The organism is Winogradskyella sp. 3972H.M.0a.05 (assembly GCF_040493455.1).
Taxonomy (GTDB): domain Bacteria; phylum Bacteroidota; class Bacteroidia; order Flavobacteriales; family Flavobacteriaceae; genus Microcosmobacter.
In genome coordinates this window covers 385,868-406,426 of the sequence record NZ_JANFDA010000002.1, presented here as the reverse complement: position 1 = coordinate 406,426, position 20,559 = coordinate 385,868, and the positions used below count along the sequence as shown (strand labels likewise).

Genomic DNA, 20,559 nt, shown 5'->3' with positions numbered 1-20,559 from the left:
CACAAATTATTTTAATGTCTTTAACCAAGCAGATTCCAAACCTTGTTACTTTATTGAATTTATTGAGTGGCTGTATTGCCATGGTGTTTGCTGTAAACAATAATTTTGTTGCTGCAGCATTCTTTGTGTGTTTGGGTATTTTCTTCGACTTTTTTGATGGTTTACTGGCCAGATTGCTTAAGGCACAAAGCCCTTTAGGTATTCAGTTAGATTCTTTAGCCGATTTGGTGACGAGTGGCGTAGTTCCAGGTGTTATAATGTATAAGCTTTTATTAATTGCGAGTAATTCATCTGATGTAACAATGCTAAATGCTGAATGGTCAACTTCAAGTTTTGATTGGTCAGGGTTTAGATTGCCAATATTACCATTAATAGGGTTCTTTATTACTCTTGCATCAGCTTATCGACTGGCTAAGTTTAATATTGATGAAGACCAGCAAGATTATTTCAAAGGCTTACCAGTGCCTGCAAATACACTGATGATTATAGCATTGCCTTTAGTGTTAGAGTTTCAAAATAATGAAATAGCTACCTCTTTAATCTTGAATCAGTGGTTCTTAATCGGATTGACTTTGGTAAGCTGCTACTTATTGAATTCAAACATCAAGCTTGTAGCATTAAAATTCAAAACCTGGGACCTTAAGACCAATATGTGGCGCTATATACTTGTTGTAGCGAGTGCAATTCTATTAGCGACGCTTCAGTTTATGGCAATCCCAGTAATTATTATTGTATACATTATTCTTTCAATATTTCACTTCAATACTGAAAACACTAAATAATCATGGCCGAAATTATCTTTACACTTTTGATGCTTATTCTATTGCAAGCAGTTTTAGGGTTCGATAACTTATTATACATTTCTTTAGAGTCTAAAAAGGCGCCTAAGGCAGATCAAAAAAGAGTTAGAAAAGTTGGGATTTTGATAGCTATTGGGTTGAGAATTGTGTTACTATTCTTATTGGTTTCTATTATAGATTTCTTTCAGGAACCGTTCTCATTCTTAACAGGAAGGATAGGAGATGCAGCAGAGTTTGCATTCAATGGCCATAGCCTTATTGTTTTAGCTGGTGGAGCATTCATTATTTATACAGCGATTAAGGAGATTTGGCATATGATTGGGATAAAGAATTTGGATACAGACGTTGATGGCGAGGAAGATGTAAAGCGTACAAAATCTTCTAATGCTGTTATTGCTAGTATTGTACTCATGAACCTTGTGTTTTCGTTCGATTCTATTTTAGCAGCTATTGGTTTAACCAGCGATATTGAAAATCCGACTTCAGCCTTTATTGTTATGGCTATAGCTATTGTGATTAGTGGTTTGTTGATGCTAATTTTAGCCGATAGAATTTCGGCATTCCTGGCAAAGAATCGTATGTATGAAGTACTAGGATTATTTATCCTCTTTATTGTTGGAATCATGTTAGTAACAGAAGGAGGGCATTTGGCTCATATCAAGCTCTTTGGTAATGAGATAGTGCCAATGAGTAAAACGACGTTCTATTTTGTAATAGCTATTCTAATCGTTACTGATGTTGTACAGAGTAGATACCAAAAGAAACTCTTAGCAGAGCAGGAAGTAGCTGAAAAGAAAGAGAGTAACTGATTCTATCATTCCTACCTTCGCAGGAATGAAAATTATAAACTGAACAATTGATTTTAACTAAAACTCAATCTTAGTCTTACGCAATTCGAAGTTTTGTCCTAGATAAACCTTACGCACCATTTCGTCAGCAGCTAGTTCTTCAGGGATACCAGCTTTAAGAATACTTCCTTCAAACATTAGATATGTTCTGTCAGTAATGGCTAAAGTTTCTTGTACGTTGTGGTCGGTAATTAAGATACCGATATTCTTCTTGGTAAGCTTAGCAACAATACGTTGAATATCCTCAACAGCCACAGGGTCTACGCCAGCAAATGGCTCATCAAGTAATATAAAGTTTGGATCTGTTGCTAAAGCACGTGCAATCTCTGTACGACGGCGTTCTCCACCAGAAAGTAGGTCGCCGCGATTCTTGCGGATATGTCCAAGCCCAAATTCTTCAATGAGAGATTCCATCTTATCTTGCTGCTCTTTCTTACTCAAATTAGTCAGCTGTAGAACACTCAGGATATTATCTTCAATACTTAGCTTTCTAAATACTGAAGCTTCTTGCGCCAAATAACCAATACCATTCTGTGCACGTTTGTACATAGGGAATTTAGTAATATCAGTATTGTCTAAATAGATATTGCCACCATTTGGTTTAATAAGTCCCACGATCATATAAAATGAAGTCGTTTTACCAGCTCCATTTGGACCAAGTAAACCAACGATCTCACCTTGATTAACTTCAAGAGAAACATCTTTTACGACCTTTCGGCCGCTATAGGATTTCATTAAATGTTCTGCACGTAACTTCATAGGTTCTCAATGAACGCTAAAAATACTAAAATCGTATCGACTTTAGATTTCAGCATTAGTATTTATTAAAAGTTTAACTCTGAGTTTCTAATGCTTCCCAGAATTCGTAAGCTCGTCTTAAGTGAGGAATTACAATAGTGCCGCCAATCAATGTAGCAATACTCATTGCCTCGGCAACTTCTTCTTTTTTCAATCCTTCTTTGTAGCAAGTTTCTAAATGATATCGAACACAATCATCACAGCGTAAAACCATAGAAGCCGTTAAACCTAATAGCTCTTTTGTTTTTACATCCAAAGCACCTTCTGAGAAGGCGTTGGTATCCAGATTAAAAATGCGTTTTATAATTTTATTGTTATCCGCTAAGATCTTATCGTTCATCTTAGCACGATAGTCGTTGAATTCTTTAACTATGTTGTCTTGCATGTCTCTTTTCTTTTCGCTTCTGATTTCTTAATACTATTGCTGAGATATAAATACTTACTTGATATAAAATCAATATAGGAATCGCTACTATGACTTGGCTGGCAATATCTGGAGGTGTAATTATTGCTGAAAGTATCAAAACAATAACCAATGCAAATTTTCGATACTTCTTTAAAAACTTAGGCGTTACTAAACCTATTTTGGTTAAGAAGTAAATGATAATAGGTAATTCAAATACAATTCCTGAAGCTAAAGCTGAAGAACGCACAATGGCGATTACAGAGCTTACATCGAATTCGTTAGAAATACTATCACTAATGCTATAATTTGCTAAGAAGTTCAGTGATAAAGGCGTTACCACATAGTAGCCGAACAGAACTCCAAGGAAGAATAATAATGATGCTACTATTATAAAGCCTCTAGAACTACGTCGTTCATTACTATGCATCCCTGGGCTTATAAAATGCCAGAACTGATAGATAACATAAGGGAATGCTACGATGAAACCTGCATATATTGACGTCCAAATATGAGCTGAGAATTGTCCTGCAACCGTTCTATTTTGAATTATAAAAGGAAATTTTTCTGCACAAAAACTAGTTTCTACACCAACAATTTCGGACATACTGCATAACCATCTGTAAGTAGGAAACGACATGTGTGTAGGACCAAAAATTATAGTTTCGAAGATGAATTTCTTAGCAATAAAAGCCGCTGTTGCAGCAACCATTATTCCTAGTGTAGCTCGTATTAAATGCCAGCGTAAATCCTCTAAATGATCGAGGAACGACATATCATTTACATTCTTTTTTGCCATTAAATAATTCCTTCTTTTATGAGATCATGCAGATGAACAACTCCAGCATATTTTCCATCTTTTTCTACGAGTAATTGTGAAATACCGTTTTCTTCCATAAGCTCCATAGCGTCTACAGCCATAGCATTTTCATCTATTCGTTTAGGAGCGCTTCCCATGATGTCTTTAGCTTTTAGTGCATCAAAGTTATCCGTAGTTGTAAGCATACGCCTTAGGTCACCATCAGTAATGATACCAATGATATCACCACCATTTATCACAGCAGTGACACCAAGCATTTTTTCTGAGATTTCTACAATGACATCTTTTATGTTGGTATCTGGACTTACTTGTGGCTTTTGGTTTTGCGAAGACAAATCACTAACCCTCAAGTACAAACGTTTCCCTAATGATCCTCCTGGATGGTATTTAGCAAAATCATTGCTAGAGAATCCTCTAAGCTCCAATAAACAAACTGCCAAAGCATCGCCAATGACTAATTGAGCAGTTGTACTTGTAGTAGGAGCGAGGTTATTTGGACAGGCTTCTTGTGCCACAAAAGAATTCAAAACAAAATCAGCTTGCTGACCTAAAAATGACTCAGGATTTGCTGTAATCGCAATCATTTTGTTGTCTGCATTCTTAATAAGTGGTACTAAGACTTTAATTTCTGGAGTATTTCCACTCTTAGAAATGCAGATTACAACATCATCTTTCAAGATTAATCCTAAATCTCCATGAATGGCATCTGCTGCATGCATAAAGACAGAAGGCGTACCTGTAGAATTTAATGTTGCTACGATTTTGTTAGCTATAATGGCACTTTTGCCAATACCTGTAATAATTACTCTTCCTTTAGAGTTATATATTAATTCTACAGCTTCGGAGAAGTCAGTAGTTAATAAATTAGAGAGATTCGCTATAGCTTCACTCTCTAATGATATTGTTTTTTTTGCTGTATCTAGAATAGATTGTTTAGTGTTCAAAACTTAACAATTTTTGGATTTGATGCATTTAAAGAAATTGTTATCTTTAAACTACTGCAAATGTATATAAAATACTAATAGGGATTAATGAGCATTACAGAAATTGATTTACATTCAGCATTAAAAAAATACTTCGGATTTTCGACCTTCAAAGGTCTTCAAGAAAAGGTTATAGAAAGTGTACTTGCTAACAAGAATACCTTTGTGATTATGCCTACTGGAGGAGGAAAATCACTATGTTACCAATTACCAGCATTAATGAAGGATGGTACAGCGATTGTTGTGTCTCCATTAATTGCCTTAATGAAAAATCAGGTTGATGCCATACGAGGTGTTTCAGAACAAGAAGGTATTGCACATGTACTGAATTCATCATTGAACAAAACGGAAGTAAAACGCGTAAAAGATGACATCACAAATGGTGTTACCAAACTGTTATATGTTGCACCAGAATCTTTAACTAAAGAAGAGTATGTAGAGTTTTTGAAGGGTGTTTCAATTTCATTTATGGCTGTTGATGAAGCGCATTGCATCAGTGAATGGGGACACGATTTTAGACCAGAATACAGAAACCTGAAACAAATCATTCAGCGTATAGGAGATAACATACCAATTATTGGACTTACTGCGACAGCAACACCTAAGGTGCAGGAAGATATCTTGAAAAGTTTAGGAATGTCTGATGCTGTTACATTTAAAGCATCTTTCAACAGACCTAATCTCTATTATGAAGTACGCCCTAAGACCAAGAATGTTGATGCAGATATTATTCGTTTTGTGAAGCAAAACCTTGGGAAGTCTGGGATTGTCTATTGTTTGAGTAGAAAACGTGTTGAAGAGCTAGCGCAAGTACTTCAAGTTAATGGCGTTAGTGCCATTCCATATCATGCAGGCTTAGATGCTAAAACCAGAGTGAAACATCAGGATATGTTTTTGATGGAAGAAGCTGATGTTGTAGTGGCTACAATTGCTTTTGGAATGGGAATCGATAAACCAGATGTGCGTTTTGTGATTCATCATGATATTCCTAAGAGTATAGAAAGTTACTATCAAGAAACTGGTAGAGCTGGACGCGATGGAGGAGAAGGGCATTGCCTAGCATTTTATGCATACAAGGATATTGAAAAGCTTGAAAAGTTTATGGCTGGCAAACCAGTTGCAGAGCAGGAGATAGGCCATGCATTGTTGCAGGAAGTCGTAGCTTATGCCGAAACATCAATGTCTCGTCGCAAGTTTATCCTGCATTATTTTGGGGAAGAGTTCGATAATGATACTGGTGAAGGTGGAGACATGGATGATAATGTTCGAAACCCGAAAACACAAAATGAGGCTAAAGACGATGTTTTGATATTAATAGATACCGTAAGCAAAACGAATCAGAAGTATAAATCAAAGGATTTAGTGCAGGTTATCATTGGAAAATCTAATGCATTAATTTCTTCTCATAAAACGGATGCACAACCGTTCTTTGGTGTCGGAAAACACAAAGATGCTCGCCATTGGATGGCTTTGATCAGACAAGTTCTAGTAGCAGGACTACTTAAAAAGGATATTGAAACCTATGGCGTGCTGAGACTTACAGAAGATGGAAAAAGTTTCTTAGAAAGCCCTAAATCGTTTATGATGACTGAGGACCATGTCTATGATGAGGTTGAAGATAACTCTATCATTACTGCTGCAAAATCTGGTGGCGGAGCTGCTGATGAAAAATTAATGAAGATGCTCAAGGATTTACGCAAACGTAATGCTAAACAATTGGGAGTTCCACCTTTTGTGATTTTTCAGGATCCTTCTCTAGAAGATATGGCACTTAAGTATCCTATTACCTTAGAAGAGTTGAGTAATGTTCATGGTGTAGGTGATGGTAAGGCTAAGAAGTATGGCAGGGACTTCGTAGCGCTTATCTCTAATTATGTTGAAGAAAATGATATTGTACGACCAGAAGACATGGTTGTAAAGTCTACAGGAAGTAATTCAGCAATAAAACTATATATCATCCAGAATATAGACAGGAAATTACCATTAGATGATATCGCTGCGGCTAAAGGCATGGATATGTCAGACTTCATAAAAGAAATGGAAGCCATTGTCTATTCTGGGACTAAACTTAATATTAGCTATTGGGTTGATGAAATCTTGGATGAAGACCAGCAGGAAGAAATCCATGAATATTTTATGGAATCTGAAACTGATAAAATCTCTGAAGCAATAGAAGAGTTTGATGGTGATTATGATGATGAAGAGCTTCGCCTATATCGTATAAAGTTTATTAGCGAGGTCGCTAATTAGTTTTACCTTTTTTTTTTGAGCTTAAATCCCTAAGGTTGGCAAATGTTTTACTTTATGATACGTCAAAGTTGCAGTGATACAGTGTTTCAGTTCTTCTTCGGGAACGTTTTCGTCCAATTGAAAAACAATAGCTCTCTTTCCTTCAAAGTTTAATTTGTTTTTAAAAATCAATCTAAAAGTTTCTACCAATCTACTCGTACATTGAAAGTACATAGCATATCGGTTTGGAGATTTTGATTTCCAATCCATTCTTAATGTGCTGCCTATTTTCGTGATATAACTTGGTTCTCCCCATTTTAGGGTTTCTTCTAGGGTTGAAATCTGATCAATTTCTTTTGCTGTTTCAATGACCAAATCCCTTAGTGATAACATTTTATCTCGGACAGCATCTGGGTAGTTATTAAAAACTAGTGCTACTTCTGGGTTTGCTTTTATCTGAAAATTGTTCATCCGTTATTTGGTTTACACAAAAATGTAGTAAAAAGTAGGAGTTTATTGTTTGCCAAATTTTAATTGAAGCTCACAAATTTCAAAGTTTCCATCACGATAGCCTGTAATCAACAATTTATCTTCTTTGGATGACCAACTGGGAAGGGTGTCACCATCATTATTGTTGGTTATGCGTATCTGATTCTCTCCATTAGCATCCATGATATAAATTTCTGGTCTGGAGTTTTCCATTGAAGTTACATAAACTATTTTACTGTTATCATTGGACCAGGATGGACAAAAATTATGCTTCGGCCAACTGGTTAACCTTTGTTCAGTACCTGTTTCTAGATTGAGTTTGTATATTTCGTCATCTTCATTTCCTGTGTCTTTTCTTGAGAAGTATACAATTTCTTTTCCATCGCTGGACCATCTCGGAAAATGACTCCTTAGGTTAGTGTCAGTTAATTTTTTGATGATTTCCCCGTTGTTATCAATCAAAACAATATTGCTCTTATCATCAGTTTCCTTCAAACTCATTGCAATGTGTTTTCCATCAGGTGAATAATCAGCAAATAAAGGTTCTCTTTTGTCAAATTTTGTAAGCTGATTGACTTCAAGACTTTCAGTGTTTATGGTAAATAATTGTAATCTTCCAGTTCTGTCCGATTCAAATAAAATCACAGTTCCAGAAGGATGCCATGTAGGTTTTCTATTATTACTTTTGTGACTGGTGATTTTTTTCTGGTTAGAACCATTAGTATCCATCAGATATATTTGCCAAGTACCATCTCTATTAGATTCGAATACAATGTGCTTTCCATCAGGTGAATAAGACGCATACCGATCGTCAGAACTATTTTGAGTTAGATTAGTTTCTTTTGCTAATTTAATTTGTGCGTTAATAAGACTACCGCTAAGAAAAAGAGCGATGAGTAACATGGAGTTTCTTAAAGATTGCATGATTTGACTGATGATTTGAAACTAAGATAACAAAATTGCGGTTGATTTCAATTATGAGACGCAACCGCAATTTGTAACAATCAATTTATTTTCATCAAATAAATGCACTTTCTTCACTCACTAGGCTTTAATTTTTTGGTTGTTGCTGAGTAACACAATGAATAGCTCCTCCATCTTCCCATAGTTCATTAACAATGATTCCAACGACTTCTCTATCTGGATATAATCCTTGAATTATTGCATTGGCTTGTGAATCCGTGGACTCATCATAATTGGGAACCAGCACAACTTTGTTACCTACATAATAATTCATGTAACTTCCTTGGGATTGTATAGCAACTGGTAGTTCTACTCTGGTATATAATTCGCCATCGGCATTTGTAGCATTCGATAATACTTCAAACTCGTTTGGAGAGAACATGTACTCTTCGGCATGAGTTAATAGGATATTTCCTTGTACAAATCTGGCAAAACCATCAATATGGTAGTCCGTAATATCTTGGCCAGCAATCCCATCTAACCAAACAAAATTAGTAATACCTAAATAGTGTTTAAAGAATGATTCTGCTTGCTCTTGGGTCAATCCTGGATTCCTATTGGTATTCAAAATAGAGCTCCTAGTAGCCATTAAGGTACCGTTTCCGTCAATTTCAATAGCACCACCTTCAAGAACCATATCAACATCTATTTTAGGAATTCCAATGGCATTACTAACATGAGATGGAATCTGGTTGTCGTAAAAGTAATCGGCTTTCTCTCCCCAACCATTAAATTGCCAGTTGGTAATCTTCAAATTATCATTCTCGTCAAAAACAAAGATTGGGCCATTGTCTCTAACCCAAACATCTTCAGTTTTTTCAATCAAAAAGTCAATTTGATTCATGTCTACATTAGCATTCTCCAAAAGGGAAGTAATTCTATTTTTCTCTTCATTATTATAAGCGATAATATGTACTATTTCACCTTCGTGTAATGCTTTGGTCATGTCTATCCATATTTGATCGTACCTATCTGGCATTTGTTGGCCATAAGTATACCTGTGTGGCCATTGTAACCAAGTGCCTTCATGTTCTGCTTCCTCACTCGGCATTCTATAGGCTACAGCATTATCTGGTGGTGATATAGTAGGTGAATCTTCAATTGAGTCTTTATCGCAACCAGTTGTTGACGTTAAGAATAACATGAACATACTACTTAAAAGAATTTTTTCCGTTCTCATAATTTATTGATTTAATTAAACTATAGCTCAAATGTATCTCAGTGACTTTCACTACTAAAGATTTTTCCACCAAAACCACTTTTTTTGGAATACAAGATTGAATGATAGGTCTTTCCAACTAAACGATATTTCGTTCCTTAAAAGTTTACTTTCGTGGATTATATTTATTTCTTTGAGGTAATACTAATAGATTAGACAATTCGATTTAATCCCGTTATGAGAAAAATTGTTGTTTATCATATTTTGCTATGGCTCTTCATCTTTGGGATGATACTAGATTCTATGCTGTTTGACTATGAATGGAAGGAAGCCATATTATATAGTCTTGTTGAGTGTGGACTTAATGCCTTTATCGCCTATGCAAATTTGTTTTTTTTCATTCCAAAGTTTTTTGAAAGAAAAGGAAAACTGATTTATATCGTTAGCATTGCAGTCTTCTTCGCGCTCCTTTTTGTTCCGTATTATTTTTCTGGTTTAGGATATTATTTACTAGATACGTTGCCTCATCGGGTTGTTTTTTCTTTTACAGTTAACTTTATCATTCTGATTTTAATTTCTTTTTTGTTCTGGAAAGTCAATCAATACGAACTAGAAAAAAAGAGAAGTTTAGCGTTAAGTAATCAGAAATTAAAAACTGAATTATTACTCTTAAAGTCTCAAGTAAGCCCTCATTTTTTGTTTAATACATTGAACAATATATACTCACTAAGTCTTGAAAAGCATGACCATGCGCCTATAATGATTGAAAAATTATCAGAGATTTTAAGATATCTTATCTATGATGGAAAAAGGGAAGTAGTTCCGTTGGAAAAAGAAACCAATCTGGTCAAGGAATATATCGATTTACAACTGCTGAAAAAGATGAAAGGTGAGGAGCAAATAAAACTTACTATTGATGTTGTTGAGCAATATCATGAAATTGCACCATTAATTTTGGTTAATTTAGTAGAGAATTGCTTTAAGCATGGAGATATAAATTATAATCCGGATGGGTTTATAGATATCAATCTTACGATAAAGGATGATGTCTTATATTTTAAAACCAAAAACTCCTTTCAAGAGAGCAATACAGATGAAGGTATTGGAATAGCTAACATCCAAGAGCAATTGAAATATAGCTATCCTGATGCGCATCAATTTAATATTGACAAAGGATTGAAGGTGTTTGAAGTGTCATTAACCATAAATCTACTCTAATTGAAAAAGTATAAATGTTTGATAGTCGAAGATGAGGTTTTGGCACAAAATCTTTTGAAAAATTATCTTTCGAAAATTCCTGATATTGAGATTATCGGCACCTGTCAAACGGCTATGGAAGCTCTTTCGTTCATTAAAGGCGAAACTATTGATATACTGTTGCTAGATATTCAAATGCCAGATTTAACAGGAGTTGAATTATTGCGAGCCATTAAGCAGCCACCTTTGACGATACTCATCACGGCTTACTCAGAATATGCCATTGAAGGTTATGAATTGAATGTCGTTGACTATCTATTAAAACCTGTGAAGTTTGATAGATTCTTTCAGGCCATCGCGAAGGTGTTGGAGTTATTGAACCAGAGAAAAGGAGAACAGGAGTTTGTTAATGAAGAACCCGATACTGCACTTGACTATATTTTTGTGAAATCGGATTATAAAGCCGTAAAAGTGAAGTTTGAAGACATACTATATATCGAGGGCATGCAAAAATATGTGCGCTTTAAATGTAAAGACACACAAGTCACCACATTAATGAGCCTGTTAAAATTAGAAGACATATTGCCAGAGAAGGATTTCCTAAGGATTCAGAAGTCATTTATTGCCAATTTGAATCACATCATAGGAATTGAAGGAAACCGATTAATAATGATTAATAATGATAAAATCCCAATCAGCAAATCGGTAAAACCACATTTAATTCAGCGCTTAGACAAAAATGAACTTCTTTAGATTTTTCGTGATTGTTATTGTTGCTATAAATTAAATTCTAATCCAAAAGATCCGGAAAAACCTAGCTTGTAATCATCATAAAAAACAGCAAGATCTTTTCGTTCTACAACTTGAGCTAATAAGCTGAATTTGAACTTTTCTGAAATGTTGTAGCTGAGTTCGAAATCTGCTCCAAATGTTAGAAAACTTTTAGAAAAACGGTCCTGAATGCCATAATTTAGACCAGCCATAGCTTCAAAATTTTTAATAAACAGCCTATTGAAACTATAACCAACATTAGCATAATATCGCTTGTAAATTCCAAGTAAATTAGCGTATTGGAAAGCTGGATAAATAACCATATATCCAAATTGTTGTTGTTTTCCTTGCATTTTGAAACGAGCAGTAATATCGATTATTCTAGTAGAATGTCCTCCTTGCTCATCTCCAATGATGGCAAATTTTAGATCTTGATGTAATGATAAGCTAACTTGTTCTTGAGCTTTTGAATTTATTGTAAAACAAAGCGTAGTTGCAACTATTAAGTTTAGTATTGATTTCATAATGTGGGGCGTTTGTTTGTTGTTATGTTCAAATTGACATATGACCAAACCGGACATGGTCTGTCCTTATAATACTAGTTCCTATGGCTCCACTACCATTAAATCTTGCTGCTTCAATTTCCATGTTTTTTGAATGGTAACAGCATTCGTTCTAATGACTTAGAAGGATTAGTATATGATTCGTTATCTAATATATGTAAGTACTCAGATTAAGAAAAAACGTAAGTAATAAACGGGTTGATATTAGTAATAAGCGGTGTTGGGCGTAGTTATTTTCCTTCTTTTTTAAGATGAACACTAGTAATGAATTGTGCCGCTGTGTGTGCACATACTCATATACCATTCTCCTACTCTTGCAAATTTGAGGTGATTTAAATTTGTTTAGAAAACACTAAGTTTTCAAATCCTTTTCCATTAACTAGAAAGGTTGATATCCCAACTTCTTGATAGCCGTTTTTTTGATAGAATCTTATAGCTCTTTTATTTTCTATATAGACTGAAAGCCAGATTGTATTCAGTTGCATCTCTTTAACCTTTTCTTCAATGTAGTCCATTAGCTGATGCCCTAATTTTAAAGGAATGAAATCATTCAAAATATAAATCCTTTCCAATTGACAGTTGTTTTCCGAAGACACGCTTTTGTGTGTTGTACCCAATACAAGTTTTACATAGCCGACAGGTAATTCATCAACGGAAATGATATAAAATATAGTATTGGGATCATTAATATCATCTCTTGTTTTTGAGACCGAAAAAGCAGTTTTTACATATTCCGATAAGTCATTTTCATTACCTATAAAATGACCATGCGACTCTATGTAGGTTACTCTGCCTAAAAGTGCTAAGGTTTCTGCATGTGCTTCGGTGGCTATTTTGATATTAATCATTTTTACTTGGTTTTAAATTTTTCAAACGATAAACGTGTAAGAGTACAGCTATAGAACAACCAATGATTATTGGGTATGCGTGCAACAATATACCATATACAATGTACATAGCATTAGCGGAGGCCGAAATCAACCGTAGCCTATATTCTCCTTTTACTGACATAGAGTAAAGATTGATGATTAATGCAGTGTATCCAATAATGTCAGTGATCAAGGTGTTCATTAGTACTATACTTTTTACAGTACAAATATATTTTGAGTACATTTATCTCACAATAGCTGTCAAACTAGACAGTCCAAACTTTTTAAAAGATGATAATCGAAGGAGAACACAAAGCGTATAAGATCAATGATAGTATTTACCACTGTGGTACAAGTTTAACAATGAGTTTTATTGGTGGAAAATGGAAGTGTGTGGTGTTATGGTATTTGAGAAATGGTGCTTTGCGTTTTTCAGAATTAAATCGATTATCTCCTTACATCACCGAAAAAATGTTGAGCATTCAGTTAAAGTCATTACAAGAAGATGGTTTAATAGAACGTACGAGTTATGGTAAAAAGGCTCCATATAGAGTACATTATAATTTGACGAGTTTTGGCGAAACTTTAATACCAGTTATAGAAGTTATAACCAGATGGGGAATTGAATTGGCCACTAGTAAGGGTGAGGTCGTAGATGTTGATTAAGTCAATAGAGACGTGTAGGCTACTCTAAATTGCCCAAATAAAAACTGACACTGAAAAATTATGCAGTTATTTTCAATGCCAGTTCGTTTTTATTAATAAATAGCAACAATTATTCTTAAAAAGAGTATCCTATTTTAAAACCGTATCTAAATGCGGGTAGACCAAAACTATCACCGCCACTATTAGAACTGGTTTCTTTTATTTCGATATTGTCCACAAAGCCAGATATAATATCAAAGTTATCAGCGATTTCAGTACCTAAGTCAACGTAAAATTCTGCAGGAAGAGGCTGTTTTTCTGTTATCTCTAGTTTGGTTGAACTGTATCCAGGTCCGGCAATTGTAATGTCAACATATAGATGTTTGCCAACCATAACTTTATAGCCCAATAAGGCACCAAAGGTATGAGCAGTAATATCTACATCTGCTTCAATTGGAGCGCTTGTATTCGTATTTGATGACGTATAAGTTCCGTTTATGTTATCAACAACACTTTTAAACTTATAATATCCACCAAGGTATAAACCAGTTCGTTTAGTTGCATTTTTTTGAAAATACCAACGATATTCTGGAGTAATAGAAAAACCAGTAAATTCAAATTCATCAGTTTTAATCGTTGAAGAGTCGAATCCGTTTAGTTTAATAACTCCACCGGATAGTTTTAATCCTAAAGCGAGTGATACAGTAGAATTATCACTTATTGCACGTTCATATTGAAATTCGTAGTTGCCAAATAAGGCAGCACTTAGTGGATTGAATTTAATGTTGTTTTTGTAATCTAGTTGTTCATCATTTTGTGCATTTAGGTTGATGAATGACAGCATTAATAATGCTAAGAAAAGGTTTAGTTCTTTCATAGTTGTTAGTTTATGTATTGTAAAATTGAGGCTAACTATTGGGTATAAGGAGGATTCCCTACATCCTGCTAAGGAAGGTGCAAATATAGTGTTTTTTAATAATACGTAGGTGTATTCTTACTAATATAATTATTAGAACCATTAAGAAAATACTTGAAGATTATATGGCTTATTAATTACAACTTTCCATTATCTTTGCAGCCTTAAATAAAACGCAAAGACATGCAAGACGGATTATATGCAAAATTCAATACCTCTAAAGGTGAAATTTTAGTCGCTTTAGAGTATCAAAAAACACCAGGAACAGTAGGTAATTTTGTGGCATTAGCAGAAGGAAATATGGAAAACTCAGCTAAGCCTCAAGGTACACCTTACTACAATGGTCTTAAGTTCCATAGAGTAATTCCAGATTTTATGATTCAGGGAGGTTGTCCTCAAGGTACAGGATCTGGTAACCCAGGCTACCAATTCGATGACGAGTTTCATGATGATTTAAAGCACGATGCTCCTGGAGTATTATCTATGGCTAACGCTGGGCCTGGAACTAATGGAAGCCAGTTTTTTATTACGCATGTACCAACACCATGGTTAGACAACAACCACACTGTATTTGGAAGAGTAGCAAAAGGACAAGATGTTGTAGATACTGTTGCTCAAGGTGATGAGATAGAAAGTGTTGAGATTGTTAGAGTAGGAGCGGATGCAGAAAACTTTAACGCTATTGAAGCATTCAGAACATTCGAAGGCGCTCGCGAAAAGCGAATTGCAGCTGAGCGTGAAGCTCGCAAAGCAGAGTTGGATAAGCTTGCTGCTGGTTTTGAAGAAACAGAAAGCGGATTACGTTACCAAATCATTCAAAAAGGAGATGGTAAATCTGCCGAAAAAGGTAAGATGGTCTCAGTACACTACAAAGGACAATTAGCGGACGGAACTGTTTTTGATTCGTCGTATAAACGAAATCAGCCACTAGATTTTCAAGTTGGTGTAGGGCAAGTGATTCCAGGTTGGGATGAAGGGATTTGTCTATTAAATGTTGGTGACAAAGCACGTTTGGTAATTCCTAGTGATCTTGGCTATGGTTCTAGAGGTGCAGGTGGAGTTATTCCTCCAGATGCAACCTTAGTTTTCGATGTAGAACTTATGGATGTAAAGTAGATAGAAAACTTTTACTGATAAAACAGTAACATAACACAATAAGAATCGTCTCATTTTTATAATGAGACTTTTTTTTTGCTCATTATTTGTATAACCAATCAATCAAATCAATAATGAAACCTAGAGTATTACTATCTTCAGTATGCCTTTTTATCCTTGCAAGCTGTTCAAAGAATGTCAAATTCACTCCAGAGTTTATGGAGCAAACATCTGGTCGTTATTTATATAATGCAGACGATGTTATCGATGTATATTACAAGGACAACAAAATGTTCTTTAACTGGCGCGGAGGCGTCGTAGAGCCAGTTGTTTTAGACGACAACGTTATTTTCTTAAGTGAGTTGTATACAAAGCTCCACTTTGTTCAACATCCCGAAACCAAAGAGCAATACCTCTCAATCATTTCCAAGGAAGATGAAAGCCGCGTTACGTACGATTATCTCAAAGTAGATGATAATTACAAAACGCCAAGTACACACTTTAAAAACAAAGACTATAAAAAAGCTGCGGAAGCACTTTTAGCCATTAAAGCACAAGACTCTATGAGCTCTGTATTAGATGAAAGGCGATTCAATAGTATGGGATATAGATTACTTAGAAGAGAAGAGTACGACAATGCAATCGAAGTTTTTAAAATGAATGTTGCTTTATTTCCTGAAAGTGATAATGTTTACGATAGCTTAGGTGAAGCCTATTTAGAATCTGGTGATAGTATTCAAGCGTATAACAATTACAAAATAGCGCTGGAGATGAATCCACACAATATGAGAGCCCAGAAAATACTTGAAGCAATAGATAAGGGCAATGATTAATTAAGTTGGCTTGGTTCTATTAGCTTGAATCTTTTTTTAGCTAAATGCTCTTTTTCTAATTTGTTATTTACTAGCTCTAGAGCTTTGTCAATAGCTGTTAATGCTTCGGAATAGTTGCTATTCAATTTATGATAATCAGATAAGGCTCCATAATATAAGTAAGCTCTTTGCTCTAAGTCTTTGGATTCTAATTGATCTAGAAACTTCTTGGCATCTTTTAAGTTACTGTCTTGCATGCTTACTACAGCCATTGTCAACAAATGAATTGGCATAGGCTGAATATCATATAAGCATTGATACCATTCCAAAATTTTACTCCAGTTTGTATCCTCAAATGTTCTGGCTCGCAAATGTTCAGCAGCAATTGCAGCTTCATAATGGTAGCAAGAAAATGTATCGTCATCTACAGCTTTATTCATCATGGTATTTCCCAGAGCAACTAGAGGAAAATGCCACAAGCTTCTGTCTTGATGCTCTAAGTCCAGAATCTCATCTTCCGAATTGGTTTTTGCTTCTATTCTCGCAGAGTGAAAACACATTAAAGCAAAAAGTGCATAAGTTGCAGAAGAACGCGTATGCTCATTTTGAAGCAACATTTTGCACAAGCGCATTGCTTCACCACACAGCTCTTTTCTTATAAGTTTGTCTGACTTATTGGAGTGAAAACCTTCATTGAAGATAAGATATAGCACTTCCATCACACTTTCAAGCCGAAGTGGCAATGATTTCCCTTGCGGAATTTTGAATTGTAATTTTGACTTCTGAATAGACTTACGGGCTCTTGTGAGTCTTTTTTTGATCGTCTCCTCTTTAATAAGTAAAGCGGAGGCTATTTCTTTCGAACTAAAACCAGAAACAGTTTTTAAAGCAAAGGCAATACGATCCTTTGGATCTAGCTTAGGATGGCAAGCTGTGAAAATCATTCGCAACTGAGCATCTTTGATTTCGGAGTCTAGAAAGAGCTCATTTATGGCTATAGCGTCTGTGCCATAAGTTAATGTGGGAAGGTGTTTTTTCTCGGTATTGAGTTTTCTGAAAATGTCAATAACCCTATTCTTTGCAGCTCTGGTCAGCCAGGCTTCAGGGTTTTCGGGTTGTTTGTTTCGCCAGGCAAGGCTAGCTTTTATAAAAGTATCTTGGACTGCATCTTCAATAATATCTAAATGCTTAAGTCCAAAAACTCTGGTTAATACAGAGACCATCTTTCCGCTATGGTAACGAAAAAGATGGTCTATGTGTTTATTCTCCATTAATTATCAAATACCATAACTTCTCTAATCTCCACAGTACCACCAAGGTCATAATCTGGAAAATCTTGAGCAATTTTTTCTACAGCATCAAAGTCTTCAGCCTGAACGATGTAATAACCACCTACGATTTCTTTTACTTCTGCAGAAGTTAAATCTGTAACTGTGCGATTTTGACCAACGATTCTTCTCATTTGTGGATGTAAGGCATTGCCACTTTTTGAGATGCCAGCTTGTTCCATTTTGTTGCTCCAAGCAAACCATTTTCCCATGCGGTTTTGTAGTTCATCTGGAGATAGTCCAAGATCAGCGTAATCTGCGCCAATGAAAATCATCATAAATTCTTTCATAATTGTATGTTTTTTAATTGTTATATCTGTAAGACGTTTTACAAATATAAAAGAGGGACACTTTTTTAAAATTATTTAAACATATCCAGTCCAGGAATGTTTGGCATGCCTTCTTTTGCTACAGCCCCAAGCTCGGCTTCATTGATTTCAGTAGCACGTTCTATGGCTTTATTTAGTGTAAGCACAAGGTAATCTTCCAGCATCTCTTTATCAGACAATAATTCATCATCAACAGAAATAGCCTTTACTGTTCTATTTGCCGTAACAGTCACTTTTAGTTTGTTATCGCTACTGCTTTCGTCTATTAAAACAGTATCCAATCGTCTTTTAGTAGCTTCTACTTTTTCTTGGGTCTCTTTGAGCTTTTTCATCATACCCATCATATCTCCAAACATAGTTCTAGTTTTTAGTTCTACAAAATTAAGAATTAAGCGCATTTTTTGGCGACTTTAGATAAGAATTGAAAATGTTATTTTTGCTGTCTTATAGAAATAGAATTTACATGATTCTCCCTCCAAGAGCTAAGAAAGAGCCAAAGAAATTAGAAAAGCATAACGATGTCCGTATAGATGATTACTATTGGTTGAACGACAGAGAAAACCCTGATGTCATTGACTATTTAAATGATGAAAACGCTTTTTACAAAGACCAAACAAAGCATTTAAGACCATTTGAAGAAGCACTGTTTAAGGAAATGAAGGCCAGAATTAAGGAAGATGACGAAACGGTTCCTTATAAATATAACGGTTATTGGTATATCGTTAGATATGAAAAAGGTAAAAACTACCCGATTTACTTAAGGAAGAAGGAAACTTTAGAAGCTGAAGAAGAACTGCTTTTCGATTGTAATGCCATGGCAGAAGGTCATAGTTATTTCAAATTAGTAGGAATCAATGTTAGTCCAGATAATAAAAAAATTGCCTTTGGCTTGGATACAATAGGTAGAAGAGAATATGTGTTAAAAGTGAAAGATTTAGCTTCGGATGCTATCCTAGATGAAACTATTACCAATACAACAGGATCTTCTTCATGGGCTAATGATAATGAAACGTTGTTTTATACAAAGAAAGATGAGGTTACTTTAAGGTCTAATCGTATATACAAGCACAAACTAGGTAAAAATTCTTCTGAAGACCAGTTGATGTATGAAGAAACCGATGAAACCTTTGGCGCAACGGTTTATAAATCTAAGTCTAGAAAGTATATCATCATTGCTTCATATAGTACCATGACCAATGAGTACCGTTGTATTAAAGCAGATGAACCAGATTCTGATTTTAAAGTATTTCAAGAACGTATTAGAGGGTTGGAGTATAGCATTTCTCATTACGATGATCATTTCTACATAGTGACTAATGAAGGAGGCGCAGTTAACTTTAAGCTGATGAAAACCCCAGAGGACAATACGGAGATTAGTCACTGGGAAGAATTGATTGAACATAGAAATGATACGCTCTTAGAAGATATCGATATATTTAGTAAATATTTGGTTGTTAGTGAGCGACATAACGGACTCAATAAGATTCGTGTAATGGCTTGGGATCAATCTGAAGATTTCTATCTTCCTTTCGATAATGAAACGTATATGGCCTATACAGGCACTAATGTAGATTTTGATACTGAAGTTTTGCGCTATGGATACAATTCTTTGACGACACCAGCTTCTGTGATAGATTTCAATATGAAGACCAAGCAGAAAACCATCATGAAGGAACAGCAAGTCATGGGAGGTCAATTCAAAAAAGATGATTATACCTCTGAGCGTGTCTGGGCTGAAGCTGAAGACGGCGTTAAAGTCCCTATGTCCTTAGTTTATAAAAAAGGAATTGCAAAAGATGGGACTAATCCTTTGCTTCAATATGCTTATGGTTCCTATGGATCAACAATAGATCCTTATTTTTCTAGTATTAGACTGAGTTTATTGGATCGAGGATTTATTTTCGCTATCGCTCATGTAAGAGGCGGAGAATATTTGGGAAGAGATTGGTATGAAGACGGAAAGCTATTGTTCAAAAAGAACACCTTCACTGACTTCATTACATGTTCAAAATTTTTAATCGATAATAACTATACGTCTACAAAGCACTTATATGCTATGGGAGGCAGCGCAGGAGGATTGTTGATGGGAGCAATTATCAATCAGGCACCAGAATTGTATAATGGTGTTATTGCAGCAGTTCCATTTGTAGATGTCATTACCACAATGCTAGACGATTCTATCCCTTTAACCACAGGTGAATATGATGAATGGGGAAATCCGAACGATAAAGAATATTACGACTATATAAAGTCGTATTCCCCATACGATAATGTTTCAAATAAAGACTACCCAAATCTCTTAGTTACAGCTGGACTTCATGACTCACAAGTACAATATTGGGAGCCTGCAAAATGGGTTGCTAAGCTTAGAGAGCTAAAAACCGATGAAAATAAGCTATATTTAAAGACAAATATGGATGCTGGGCATGGTGGTGCTTCAGGTCGATTTGAAGCCCTCAAAGAGGATGCTCAGGAATATGCGTTTTTATTAGACTTAGAGGATATTTCTAGCTAATTCAAAAAAAACGTGTATTTTTGTCGG

22 protein-coding genes are annotated in these 20,559 nt (G+C 35.2%); 9 read left to right on the top strand and 13 right to left on the bottom strand.

What is annotated here, in order from left to right:
* Positions 1 to 14: 14 nt before the first annotated feature.
* Together NCE97_RS05355 and NCE97_RS05350 are read left to right on the top strand one after the other, a co-directional pair.
* A complete protein-coding gene (locus NCE97_RS05355; protein ID WP_353777909.1) occupies positions 15 to 782 on the top strand; it encodes a CDP-alcohol phosphatidyltransferase family protein in 768 nt (255 codons plus the stop codon).
* A 2-nt stretch (positions 783 to 784) separates the two neighbouring features.
* Positions 785 to 1,609 (top strand): TerC family protein, encoded by an 825-nt coding sequence (locus NCE97_RS05350; RefSeq protein WP_353777908.1) that lies wholly within the window; start codon positions 785 to 787, stop codon positions 1,607 to 1,609.
* Between the two features lie 57 nt (positions 1,610 to 1,666).
* Here the strand turns inward: NCE97_RS05350 and lptB are convergent, their stop codons facing one another.
* The 4 genes from lptB to NCE97_RS05330 form a co-directional block, all read right to left on the bottom strand.
* A complete protein-coding gene (lptB, locus tag NCE97_RS05345) occupies positions 1,667 to 2,407 on the bottom strand; it encodes an LPS export ABC transporter ATP-binding protein (protein ID WP_353777907.1) in 741 nt (246 codons plus the stop codon).
* 73 nt (positions 2,408 to 2,480) lie between these two features.
* Positions 2,481 to 2,831, bottom strand: coding sequence for a carboxymuconolactone decarboxylase family protein (locus NCE97_RS05340; protein WP_353777906.1), 351 nt, complete (start codon positions 2,829 to 2,831; stop codon positions 2,481 to 2,483).
* Entirely contained in the window at positions 2,812 to 3,648 is an 837-nt protein-coding gene (gene tatC / locus NCE97_RS05335) for a twin-arginine translocase subunit TatC (protein WP_353777905.1), read from the bottom strand. Before tatC ends, NCE97_RS05340 begins: the two co-directional genes overlap by 20 nt.
* Positions 3,648 to 4,613: a KpsF/GutQ family sugar-phosphate isomerase gene (locus NCE97_RS05330; protein WP_353777904.1), complete on the bottom strand. Its 966-nt coding sequence runs from the start codon at positions 4,611 to 4,613 to the stop codon at positions 3,648 to 3,650. Before NCE97_RS05330 ends, tatC begins: the two co-directional genes overlap by 1 nt.
* 87 nt (positions 4,614 to 4,700) lie before the next feature.
* On the opposite strand from NCE97_RS05330, the gene recQ reads away from it, so the two are divergent.
* Positions 4,701 to 6,902 carry a DNA helicase RecQ gene (gene recQ / locus NCE97_RS05325; protein ID WP_353777903.1) on the top strand — a complete coding sequence of 734 codons (2,202 nt, stop codon included), beginning with the start codon at positions 4,701 to 4,703 and terminating at the stop codon, positions 6,900 to 6,902.
* A 21-nt stretch (positions 6,903 to 6,923) separates the two neighbouring features.
* Here recQ and NCE97_RS05320 read toward each other — a convergent pair whose 3' ends face one another.
* From NCE97_RS05320 to NCE97_RS05310, 3 genes are all read right to left on the bottom strand, one after another.
* Positions 6,924 to 7,352, bottom strand: coding sequence for a DUF1801 domain-containing protein (locus NCE97_RS05320; protein WP_353777902.1), 429 nt, complete (start codon positions 7,350 to 7,352; stop codon positions 6,924 to 6,926).
* A gap of 42 nt (positions 7,353 to 7,394) precedes the next feature.
* Positions 7,395 to 8,294, bottom strand: a complete 900-nt coding sequence (locus NCE97_RS05315; RefSeq protein ID WP_353777901.1) for a hypothetical protein — start codon at positions 8,292 to 8,294, stop codon at positions 7,395 to 7,397.
* 127 nt (positions 8,295 to 8,421) lie between these two features.
* Positions 8,422 to 9,513, bottom strand: a complete 1,092-nt coding sequence (locus tag NCE97_RS05310; protein WP_353777900.1) for an agmatine deiminase family protein — start codon at positions 9,511 to 9,513, stop codon at positions 8,422 to 8,424.
* Between the two features lie 216 nt (positions 9,514 to 9,729).
* On the opposite strand from NCE97_RS05310, the gene NCE97_RS05305 reads away from it, so the two are divergent.
* The gene (locus NCE97_RS05305) at positions 9,730 to 10,710 is read left to right on the top strand and encodes a sensor histidine kinase (protein WP_353777899.1); all 981 of its coding nucleotides are present in this window, start codon (positions 9,730 to 9,732) and stop codon (positions 10,708 to 10,710) included.
* Positions 10,711 to 11,442, top strand: a complete 732-nt coding sequence (locus NCE97_RS05300; protein WP_353777898.1) for a LytR/AlgR family response regulator transcription factor — start codon at positions 10,711 to 10,713, stop codon at positions 11,440 to 11,442.
* A gap of 23 nt (positions 11,443 to 11,465) precedes the next feature.
* Here the strand turns inward: NCE97_RS05300 and NCE97_RS05295 are convergent, their stop codons facing one another.
* Both NCE97_RS05295 and NCE97_RS05290 read right to left on the bottom strand, forming a co-directional pair.
* A complete protein-coding gene (locus NCE97_RS05295) occupies positions 11,466 to 11,984 on the bottom strand; it encodes a hypothetical protein (RefSeq protein ID WP_353777897.1) in 519 nt (172 codons plus the stop codon).
* Between the two features lie 371 nt (positions 11,985 to 12,355).
* Complete coding sequence (locus tag NCE97_RS05290; protein WP_353777896.1) at positions 12,356 to 12,871, bottom strand: GNAT family N-acetyltransferase; 516 nt, start codon at positions 12,869 to 12,871, stop codon at positions 12,356 to 12,358.
* 312 nt (positions 12,872 to 13,183) lie between these two features.
* Here NCE97_RS05290 and NCE97_RS05280 point away from each other — a divergent pair, with 312 nt between their 5' ends.
* Positions 13,184 to 13,558 carry a winged helix-turn-helix transcriptional regulator gene (locus NCE97_RS05280; protein ID WP_353777893.1) on the top strand — a complete coding sequence of 125 codons (375 nt, stop codon included), beginning with the start codon at positions 13,184 to 13,186 and terminating at the stop codon, positions 13,556 to 13,558.
* A 115-nt stretch (positions 13,559 to 13,673) separates the two neighbouring features.
* On the opposite strand, the gene NCE97_RS05275 is transcribed toward NCE97_RS05280, so the two are convergent.
* Positions 13,674 to 14,414, bottom strand: coding sequence for a DUF3575 domain-containing protein (locus tag NCE97_RS05275; RefSeq protein ID WP_353777891.1), 741 nt, complete (start codon positions 14,412 to 14,414; stop codon positions 13,674 to 13,676).
* A gap of 222 nt (positions 14,415 to 14,636) precedes the next feature.
* Here NCE97_RS05275 and NCE97_RS05270 point away from each other — a divergent pair, with 222 nt between their 5' ends.
* Positions 14,637 to 15,569 carry a peptidylprolyl isomerase gene (locus NCE97_RS05270; RefSeq protein ID WP_353777890.1) on the top strand — a complete coding sequence of 311 codons (933 nt, stop codon included), beginning with the start codon at positions 14,637 to 14,639 and terminating at the stop codon, positions 15,567 to 15,569.
* A gap of 113 nt (positions 15,570 to 15,682) precedes the next feature.
* On the top strand, positions 15,683 to 16,381 hold the full coding sequence (locus NCE97_RS05265) for a tetratricopeptide repeat protein (protein WP_353777889.1): 699 nt from the start codon (positions 15,683 to 15,685) through the stop codon (positions 16,379 to 16,381).
* Here NCE97_RS05265 and NCE97_RS05260 read toward each other — a convergent pair.
* The 3 genes from NCE97_RS05260 to NCE97_RS05250 all read right to left on the bottom strand — a co-directional run bounded on the left by NCE97_RS05260 (position 16,378) and on the right by NCE97_RS05250 (position 18,373).
* A complete protein-coding gene (locus NCE97_RS05260) occupies positions 16,378 to 17,631 on the bottom strand; it encodes an RNA polymerase sigma factor (protein WP_353777888.1) in 1,254 nt (417 codons plus the stop codon). The two genes, NCE97_RS05265 and NCE97_RS05260, sit on opposite strands and share 4 nt — an antisense overlap.
* Complete coding sequence (locus NCE97_RS05255; protein ID WP_353777887.1) at positions 17,631 to 17,978, bottom strand: YciI family protein; 348 nt, start codon at positions 17,976 to 17,978, stop codon at positions 17,631 to 17,633. The genes NCE97_RS05260 and NCE97_RS05255 overlap by 1 nt, the downstream gene beginning before the upstream one ends.
* Positions 17,979 to 18,049: 71 nt before the next feature.
* A complete protein-coding gene (locus NCE97_RS05250) occupies positions 18,050 to 18,373 on the bottom strand; it encodes a YbaB/EbfC family nucleoid-associated protein (RefSeq protein ID WP_353778265.1) in 324 nt (107 codons plus the stop codon).
* 107 nt (positions 18,374 to 18,480) lie between these two features.
* Here NCE97_RS05250 and NCE97_RS05245 point away from each other — a divergent pair, with 107 nt between their 5' ends.
* A complete protein-coding gene (locus NCE97_RS05245; protein WP_353777886.1) occupies positions 18,481 to 20,532 on the top strand; it encodes a S9 family peptidase in 2,052 nt (683 codons plus the stop codon).
* Positions 20,533 to 20,559 lie beyond the last annotated feature (27 nt).